The 8,416-nt window shown below is 68.2% G+C and carries 9 protein-coding genes; 2 read left to right on the top strand and 7 right to left on the bottom strand.

Features of this window, described 5'->3' with window-relative positions:
• Positions 1-60 precede the first annotated feature (60 nt).
• Positions 61-969, top strand: a complete 909-nt coding sequence (locus ACOZ4O_RS13550; RefSeq protein WP_424526118.1) for a DMT family transporter — start codon at positions 61-63, stop codon at positions 967-969.
• Here the strand turns inward: ACOZ4O_RS13550 and cdd are convergent.
• From cdd to ACOZ4O_RS13580, 6 genes are all read right to left on the bottom strand, one after another.
• The gene (gene cdd / locus ACOZ4O_RS13555; RefSeq protein ID WP_424526120.1) at positions 947-1,330 is read right to left on the bottom strand and encodes a cytidine deaminase; all 384 of its coding nucleotides are present in this window, start codon (positions 1,328-1,330) and stop codon (positions 947-949) included. The genes ACOZ4O_RS13550 and cdd overlap by 23 nt on opposite strands.
• Positions 1,331-1,369: 39 nt before the next feature.
• The gene (locus ACOZ4O_RS13560; RefSeq protein WP_424526122.1) at positions 1,370-2,419 is read right to left on the bottom strand and encodes an ABC transporter permease; all 1,050 of its coding nucleotides are present in this window, start codon (positions 2,417-2,419) and stop codon (positions 1,370-1,372) included.
• Positions 2,403-3,602, bottom strand: coding sequence for an ABC transporter permease (locus ACOZ4O_RS13565; RefSeq protein WP_424526124.1), 1,200 nt, complete (start codon positions 3,600-3,602; stop codon positions 2,403-2,405). Before ACOZ4O_RS13565 ends, ACOZ4O_RS13560 begins: the two co-directional genes overlap by 17 nt.
• Positions 3,595-5,124 (bottom strand): ABC transporter ATP-binding protein, encoded by a 1,530-nt coding sequence (locus tag ACOZ4O_RS13570; RefSeq protein WP_424526126.1) that lies wholly within the window; start codon positions 5,122-5,124, stop codon positions 3,595-3,597. Before ACOZ4O_RS13570 ends, ACOZ4O_RS13565 begins: the two co-directional genes overlap by 8 nt.
• A 23-nt stretch (positions 5,125-5,147) precedes the next feature.
• Positions 5,148-6,215, bottom strand: a complete 1,068-nt coding sequence (locus ACOZ4O_RS13575; RefSeq protein ID WP_424526128.1) for a BMP family lipoprotein — start codon at positions 6,213-6,215, stop codon at positions 5,148-5,150.
• Positions 6,216-6,296: 81 nt separating this feature from the next.
• Positions 6,297-7,640 carry a phosphopentomutase/phosphoglucosamine mutase gene (locus tag ACOZ4O_RS13580; RefSeq protein ID WP_424526130.1) on the bottom strand — a complete coding sequence of 448 codons (1,344 nt, stop codon included), beginning with the start codon at positions 7,638-7,640 and terminating at the stop codon, positions 6,297-6,299.
• 83 nt (positions 7,641-7,723) lie between these two features.
• Between ACOZ4O_RS13580 and ACOZ4O_RS13585 the strand changes: the two genes are divergently transcribed.
• Positions 7,724-8,215, top strand: coding sequence for a hypothetical protein (locus ACOZ4O_RS13585; RefSeq protein WP_424526132.1), 492 nt, complete (start codon positions 7,724-7,726; stop codon positions 8,213-8,215).
• Here ACOZ4O_RS13585 and ACOZ4O_RS13590 read toward each other — a convergent pair.
• Positions 8,212-8,416 (bottom strand): DUF5793 family protein (locus ACOZ4O_RS13590; RefSeq protein WP_424526134.1); only part of this gene is annotated, 205 nt, incomplete at its 5' end. The two genes, ACOZ4O_RS13585 and ACOZ4O_RS13590, sit on opposite strands and share 4 nt — an antisense overlap.

Here is an 8,416-nt window from a genome sequence, read left to right on the forward strand (position 1 = left end):
GGTCTTCCCGTTCGATGCCGGAACACGAACCGACTTCACGCCGGAAACCGACGGCCGACTGTGAACCTCCGCCATCCCGCCGCGCTCTTCACGTACGTGGCGCTCGCGTGGGGTGGGTCGTTCGTCGCCATCAAGACCGGACTGGCGAACGTTCCGCCCGTGCTCTACGCGGCGTTCCGGTTCGATGTCGGGTTCGTCGTCCTCGCGACGCTCGTGCTCGCCACGACCGCTCGCTCGAACGTCCTTCCGAGTACGCGCACTGACGTGCTCTCCGTGCTGGTGAGCGGCGTGCTCATCGTCGCGTTCAACAACGGATTCCTGTTCGTCGGACAACAGTACCTCACGAGCGGCGTCGCCGCCATCATCTACAGCCTCAACCCGATTCTCTCGGTCGGATTGACGCGCATGTTCCTGCCGTCACAGCGTCTCGCCGCAGACGAACTCGCCGGCGTCGCGCTCGGCTTGGTCGGCGTCGTCATCGTCGCGCATCCGTCGCCGAGCTCACTGCTCTCGGAGAGCACGCTCGGCCTGGCGCTCGTGTTCGTCGCGGCAGCCTCGGTCGCCGTCGGAAGCGTGTTCTCGAACCGCCTCAGCGGCGGGTCGCTCTCCACGGCCGCGGTGACGATGTGGGCGATGGCGGTCGGCGCGGTCCTCCTGCACGCGAGCGCGTTCGCCGTCGACCAGCACCTCGCGGACGCGACCGTGACGACGGACCTCCTGCTCGCGCTCGCCTACCTCGGCGTCGTCGCAACGGCGCTCGCGTACGTCTGTTACTTCGAACTCATCGCGACCGCTGGCGCGATATACGCGAACCTTGTCGCGTACATCGTCCCGTTGGTCGCTGCGTTCGCCGGCTGGCTTCTCCTCGGAGAAGCAATCACGGCGTTCACAGTCGTCGGGTTCGCGGTCGTGCTCGCGGGCTTCGTTCTCCTCAATCGGGAGCGCCTCAGTCGAGCATTCCCCGCGTAATCGTGTTCGGGATGAGGTCGCCGAGTTCGTACACCTCGCCCTCGTCGCCGTCCACGGCGACCGGGAAGTCGTCGTCGCAGAACTCCGCGAGCGTCTGCCGACACATCCCACAGGGCGTGACGCCGTCCCGCTCTGCGGAGGAGACAGCGAGGCGTTCGAATTCCGTGTGGCCGTCCGCGACGGCCTGCGAGACCGCGACTTCCTCGGCGTGCATGCTGTTGCTGTAGTTCGCGTTCTCGACGTTACAGCCCGTGTAGACGGTTCCGTCGGCGGTTTCGATGGCGGCACCGACCCGGTAGTCGGAGTAGGGAACGTAGGCGTTCTTGTAGGCGTCTCGCGCGGCCCGCATCAGGTCGTCCATGGGCGTGAGTCCGCGCGCGGACGGAAAAGGTGGTTCGCTTTACCGGGAGTCCTCGCCGGAGTCGTAGTGGTCGCCGGCGGCCGCGGGAATGCGGGTGCGGCCGACGAACACGAGCACGACGATGACCGTCACGTACGGAATCGTCTGCACGAGCTCCGAGGGAATGGCGATACCGGCCTGCTGGAGGCCGATCTGGAGCGAGTCCAGACCGGAGAACAGCAGCGTGGCGACGAGCGTCCCGAGCGGGTTGTAGTTCCCGAAGAGGTAGGTGGCGATGGCGATGAAGCCCTTGCCGTTCACCATCGTCGCGCCGCCGGCGGTGAATGCGCCGACGTGCCCGAGCGAGAGCGCGGCGCCACCGATGCCGGCGAGCACGCCGGAGATGAGGACGCTCGCGTACCGGACGCGGTCGACGCTCACCCCGGCGGTGTCGAGCGCACTCGGGTTCTCCCCGCTCGCCTCGACCCACCGACCGAACTGGGTGCGGTTGAGCACGTACCAGCACGCGGGCACGGCGACGAACATCATGTAGACGATGACGTTCGCGGAGAACACCACGTCCCCGAAGTAGGGTATCGTGGAGAGCACGGGAATCGAGATGTCGCCGAGCGTGGACACTTGGACGTTCTTCGTGCCGAACAGCACGACGGACGCGAACGGCGCGATGCCGAGCGCGACCAGCCACACCGCGAGTCCGGCGATAATCTGGTCCGCCTCGAACTCGATGCAGACGACGGCGAACAGCAGCGCGAGCAGCGTGCTCGCGAGCACGCCGACGAGGAACGCCACCCAGATAGACGGGATGGGGCCGACGCTGCTGCCGGTTCCGAGGAGTTTCACGGCGGCGACGCCCGCGAACGCGGAGACGATGAGGAGGCCTTCGAGGCCGATGTTGATGACGCCGCTCTTCTCCGCGAAGATGCCGCCGAGCGCGGCGAGCGTGATGGGGACGGCGAGGCGGAGCGCGGCCTCCGCGGTCCCGGTGTCGGTGACCAGACCGAACAGGGAGTCGGGGAAGACGAGGCCGAGGACGACGAGCGCGGCGAACACGCCGACTGCGGCGCGGAGCGTGTTACGCACGCTGCTCACCTCCGAGGCCGAGGTAGCGTTTCCCGATGAGCCGGAAGAACTCCGGCATCGCGACGAACAGGATGATGAGGCCGCGCAGCACGTCCACGAGTTCGACCGGGACGTCCGTCGAGAAGTCGACGGCGATTGTACCGGACTTGAGGACGCCGAAGAGGAACGCGGCCGCGCCGACCCCGATTGGGTTGTTGCCGGCGAGGATGCTCACCGTGATGCCGTCGAAGCCGAGCGACGGGAGGCCGGTGAGGAACCGTCCCTTCACCATCAACACCCAGACGGCGCCGCCGACGCCGGCGAGCGCGCCGGAGAGCGCCATGCTCAGGACGGTCGTTCGCTTCGCGTCGACGCCGCTGTACGCGGCGGCTTCCTCCTGCAGTCCGCTGGTGCGGATGTCGTAGCCGAACGACGTTTTCGCGAGCAGGTAGGCGATGCCGGTGATGAACGCGAGCGCGCCGAGGAGCGCGAGGAGGCTGAACGCGTCCCGGGCCTCGAACCCGATGAACGGAACGTTCGGTATCTTCGCCGCCGCCGGGATGACGGCGGTCTGGACGAGCTGGCTGGATTCGGGCATGAGGAAGGTGGAGACGAGAACGTACGCGACGTTCGACGCGATGAAGTTCAGCATGATGGTCGTGATAACTTCGTTCGCGCCGCCGTACGCCTTGAGCGCACCCGGAAGCGCGCCGTAGAGGCCGCCGGCGATTGCGCCGGCGAGCAGGCCGAGCGGCACGAGGAAGACGGTGCCGAGGATGCCGGTCGGCGCGATTGCGCCCGCCCAGATGGTGGCGACCGCGGCGGCGAGCGCGCCGAACACGAGCTGGCCCTGCACACCGATGTTGAAGAGGCCCGCGCGGAACGACACCGCGACCGCGAGCCCGGTGAAGATGAGGAGGGTGGTCTGCTGGAGCGCGATGGCGATGCGGTAGTTCGTCGGCGACCAGCCGCCCTGTTCGGGGTGGCCGAGCGCGCCGAGGAACAGCTCGGTGAAGACGTTGATGGGGTCGTAGCAGACGCCGACGCCGAGCACGCTGAACGCGGGCGACGCGCAGGTCGCGACGATACCGGAGACGAACACGACGAGCGCGCCGACGAGGATGGAGAGCGCGAGCGCGGCGGCGCTCACCGCGATGCGTTCCTTCGCGGACGCGTCCACGAGTCGTTCGAGCGCCCGGCGGTACTTACTCATCGAACCCCTCCGGGGATTCGCCGGCCATCAGCAGGCCGAGTTCTTCCTCCGTCACGTTCTCGGGTTCGACGACGGCGACGAACTCGCCCTCGTACATCACCGCGAGGCGGTCGGAGAGACTCCGCACCTCGTCGAGTTTCGAAGAGACGAGGAGGACGGCATCCCCGCTCGCGCGGCGGTTGAGGAGTTCGTCGTGGATGAACTCGGTCGCGCCCACGTCCACGCCCCGCGTCGGGTGGGTGGCGACGACGACGCTCGGGTCGCGTTCGAGTTCGCGGCCGACGATGAACTTCTGCTGGTTCCCGCCGGAGAATGAGGCGGCGTCCGCGTCCGCGTCGGCGGGCCGCACGTCGTACGTGTCCACGATGTCTTCGGCGTGGTCGCGCGCGGTCCGCCAGTCGAGCACGCCGCGGGAGGCGTACGGCGCGCCGTGCTGTGCGCCGAGAATACCGTTCTCGACGAGGTCGAAGTCCATCACGAGGCCGCGCGCGTGGCGGTCCTCGGGAATGTACGCGAGGCCCGCGTCGATGTGGTCGCGGCGGGACGCCGTCGTCACGTCCTCGTCGTGCAATCGGACGGTGCCGGCGTCCGGCTCGCGGAGGCCCGTAATTGCCTCCACGAGTTCCGCCTGGCCGTTCCCGTCGACGCCCGCGATGCCGAGGACTTCGCCTTCTCGAAGCTCGAAGTCCACGTCGTCCACGCGCGCCACGTCATCGGCGTCGGTGACGGTGAGACCGTCCGCGGCGAGCGACACCGCCCCCGCGGTCACCGCGTCCTTCTCGATTTCGAACAGCACGTCCCGGCCGACCATCCGCTCCGCGAGGTCTTCCTGGGTCGTGTTCTTGGCGTCGACGGTCCCGACGTTCACGCCGTCCCGCAGGACGGTGATGTCGTCCGCGACCGCCATCGCCTCGCCGAGTTTGTGCGTGATGAACAGGACGGTCTTCCCCTCCGCGGTGAGTTCCTCGAACACCGCGAACAGGTCCTCGACCTCCTGCGGCGTGAGTACAGCGGTCGGTTCGTCAAGCACGAGCGTGTCCGCGCCCCGATAGAGGGCTTTCAGGATCTCGACGCGCTGCTTCTCTCCGACGCTGATGTCCTCGACGCGCGCGGTCGGGTCCACGTCGAACCCGTAGCGCTCGGAGAGGTCGCGAACGGCCTCGCGCGCAGCGTCGGCGTCCGTCCGCAGGCCGAACCACGTCGTCGGTTCGTCACCCAGGACGACGTTTTCGGCGACCGTCATCGTGTCCACGAGCATGAAGTGCTGGTGGATCATTCCGATGCCGGCGTCGATGGCGTCCCGCGGGCTGTCGAACTCCCGGGGCGTACCGTCGATTGCTATCGTTCCCTCGTCGGCCTCGTACAGTCCGTAGAGGACGTTCATCAGCGTCGTCTTCCCTGCGCCGTTCTCTCCGAGCAGGGCGTGGACGGACCCGGACTCGACGGAGAGCGACACGGCGTCGTTCGCGACGACGCCGGGGAATCGCTTGGTGACGTCCGTCAGCGTGATTGCGTCTGACATGCAGTAAAGCGGGGGTGGCGTTGTTACTGGGGTGTCGAGGGGACAGTGATGTCGCCCGCGATAATCTGTTCTCGGGCGTCAGCGACGCTCGACTTCACGTCCTCGGGAATCTGGTCGCCGATCTGGTCGCCGTAGACGGCTTCGACGCCGTTGTCGCTCAGGCCGAACGTCGTCTGCTCGCCGCCCGCGAAGTTGTCGTTCACGACGCTCTCGACGGCGGTGTAAACGGCGGTGTCGACGCGCTTGACCATGCTCGCGAGGATGACGTTCGCGAAGGACTCCTGGGTGATGGACTGGTCCTTGTCGACGCCGATGGCGAACTTGCCCATGTCCTGTGCCGCGCGGAACACGCCGACACCGGTCGCGCCGGAGGCGTGGTAGACGATGTCCGCGCCGCCGTTGTACATCGAGCGCGCCTGCTCCTGGCCCGCCGCGGGGTCGTTGAAGGAACCGACGTAGGACGTGATGACCTCGATGGAGTCGTCGTGGTGGCCGACGCCTGCTTCGAAGCCGGCTTCGAACTTCTGGATGAGCGGCGTCTCCGTCCCGCCGACGAACCCGACGGTGTTCGTGTCGCTCGTCGTGCTGCCCGCGCCCGCGGAGAAGTCCTGCGTGGTGAGCATGCCTGCCATGTATCCGACGAGGAACGACCCCTCGTGCTCGCGGAACCCGTAGCTCGCGACGTTCGGCTCGTCCACGACGGAATCGACGATAGCCCACTTCTGGTCGGGGAAATCCACCGCGTTCGTGGAGAGCGCGTCCGACTGCGCGTACCCGATGCAGGAGACGAGGTCGAAGTCACCGGACTGCGCGTACTGGCGCTGAGTCGGCTGGAAGTCCGAGTTCGTCTCGGTCTGGGACTCCTCGTACGTGATATCGAGTTCGTCCGCGGCGCGCTGGATACCAGTCTGCGCCTGGTCGTTGAACGACCCGTCCCCGATTCCGCCGGTCGCGTACACCATACCGATGTTTGCTGCCGCGCTGTCACCGCCCCCGCCGCTCGAACAGCCAGCGAGGCCCGTGAGACCCGCCGCTCCGAGGGCACCTGAAAGCTTGAGGAACTGCCGCCGCCGGTCGTCGGTATCCACCATAATCGACTACAGAAATACCGCGTACGCGAATAAATCCGTCGTTCGAATGCGGAACTTGGTCACATACGTGTGTACGCTGGGTTATGTGTTCGCCACCGCGCCCTCGACGAGCTCCGCCACGTCGTCCACCAGCGCGTCCACGTCGTCCGCTTCCGCGTACACGCGAACGTAGGGCTCCGTGCCGGATGGGCGGACGAGCGTCCACGAGCCGTCCGAGAACTCCGCGCGCACGCCGTACTCGGTGTCGATGTCCGCGTCGGGGAACGCCGCCGGAATCTCGGTTTCGAGCGCGTCCATCACGGCCGCCTTCCGCTCGTCCGGACAGTCCACGCTCACCTTCCGGTACGGTCGCTCGGTCACGGGCGCGCGGAGCGCGTCCAACCCCTCCGCGGCGACCAGTCGGCTGAGAACGGCCGCGCTCGCCACGCCGTCGATCCACCCGCCGAACCCGGGATGGATGTGCTTCCACGGTTCCGCCGCGTACACCACGTCACCGCCCGCGGCCTCCGCGGACGCGATTCCCTCGTGGAGCGCGCCCAGTCGAACGCGCTCGACGCGCCCGCCCGCCGCCCGAACCCGCTCGTCGATGCGCGCGGACGCGTTCGGCGTCGTCACCACTACGGGGTCGAGCGCGCCGCTCGCGCGGGTGTAGCGCTCCGCCAGCACCGCGAGTACCGTGTCCTCGTGCACGACCTCGCTGGAGGCGTCCACGATGACGATTCGGTCCGCGTCGCCGTCGTGCGCGACGCCGAACGCGCAGTCCGCGTTCGCGACGAAGTTCGTGAAGTCGCCGAGCGTCTCCGGCGTCGGCTTGCTCGGCCGTCCCGGGAAGTGGCCGTCCACGTTCGCGTTCAAGGCCACGACCTCCGCGCCGAGCGATTCGAGGACGTGCGGCGTCGCCACGCTCCCCATTCCGTTCCCGCAGTCCACGACGACCTTGAGACCGTCGAGGCTCGCGCCGAACTCCCTGGCGTACGCCGCCACCGCCGTCCGGTACTCGTCCAGCACGTCCGCGTTCTCCGCGTCCCCCCACGCGTCCCACACCGCCGGCGGGTCGTCGGCCGCGACCCGGTCCTCGATGGTCGACTCCTGGCCCGCGTCGTACTCCGTGCCGTCGTCGAACAGCTTGATGCCGTTGTCCTGCGGGGGGTTGTGTGACGCGGTCAGCATCACGCCGCGGCGGCCCCGTGACGCGAACGCCAGCGCCGGCGTCGGAACCACGCCCACTCGACGCACATCCGCGCCCGCGCTCCGGAGGCCGGCGGCCATCGCGTCCGCGAGCGCACCCCCCGTCTCGCGGCCGTCCCGTCCGAGAACGAACTCCTCGGCGTCCACGCCCGCGGCGCGCCCGACCGCGAGCGCTAGCTCGGGCGTCACGCGGTCCGTCGAACTCCCACGAATCCCGGCAGTCCCGAACAACTCCATGCTCGGACGAACACGAGCGGACGGCTTTACCCCTGCGGTCGACCACCGGATTTTATCACGTATCCGACGAGACTTGGGTGACGATGCCCTCCCCTACGCGACGAACGTACCTCGCGACCGCCGGTGCCGCTCTCGGCGGCGCGCTCGCCGGTTGTACCGCGCTCACGAACGACACAGACGACGTTCCCGCCGGGTCGCTCCGGTTCGTCAACGACCACGACGTGCCCCACGAAATCACGCTCCGGGTCGTGGACGCCGGCACCGAACCGGCGGACGGCGGGCCCGGCGTGGCCGGCGACCCCGCCGTCCCGGGTCCCCAGCGCACCCTCACCGCGTCGACGGTCGCCCGACCGGACGAACCGCAGACGTACGACGCCGTGTTCACCGAGGACGCCTGGTACGAGGTGAAGTTCACGATGGACGGCGACCAACCGGAGAACAATGGCGGTCACACCGCGTTCAACCCCGCGCCGAGCGACGACGACCGCGCGTCCTACCTCGGCGGGCACGTCCACCAGGACGGCACGTTCACGTGGCGGGTGTCCGCGACCGACGACCCGGGGCCGTTCGACTAGATTTCGATACCGCTCGGGATGAGGCTGTGGCGGCGGAGGAGGTCGCCGTCCGTGTTGTAGACGAGGAAGGTGTCCTTCTCGTAGGTCGCGACGTGCTCGCCGCCCCGATGAATGTGGACGCGGTAGCGCTTCTCGGTGTCGGCGACCCGTCCGTACTCCCGGGCAGCGCGAATGAACTGGAGAACGTCGTCGGCGTCCTCG

The organism is Salarchaeum japonicum (genome assembly GCF_049705945.1).
GTDB classification, from domain to species: Archaea; Halobacteriota; Halobacteria; order Halobacteriales; family Halobacteriaceae; genus Salarchaeum; species Salarchaeum japonicum_A.

Coding starts and splice junctions, on each gene's coding strand:
- ACOZ4O_RS13580 (WP_424526130.1), bottom strand. CDS start 7,640: ATGGAGTTGTTCGGGACTGCCGGGATTCGTGGGAGTTCGACGGACCGC.
- ACOZ4O_RS13585 (WP_424526132.1), top strand. CDS start 7,724: ATGCCCTCCCCTACGCGACGAACGTACCTCGCGACCGCCGGTGCCGCT.
- cdd (WP_424526120.1), bottom strand. CDS start 1,330: ATGGACGACCTGATGCGGGCCGCGCGAGACGCCTACAAGAACGCCTAC.
- ACOZ4O_RS13570 (WP_424526126.1), bottom strand. CDS start 5,124: ATGTCAGACGCAATCACGCTGACGGACGTCACCAAGCGATTCCCCGGC.
- ACOZ4O_RS13575 (WP_424526128.1), bottom strand. CDS start 6,215: ATGGTGGATACCGACGACCGGCGGCGGCAGTTCCTCAAGCTTTCAGGT.
- ACOZ4O_RS13565 (WP_424526124.1), bottom strand. CDS start 3,602: ATGAGTAAGTACCGCCGGGCGCTCGAACGACTCGTGGACGCGTCCGCG.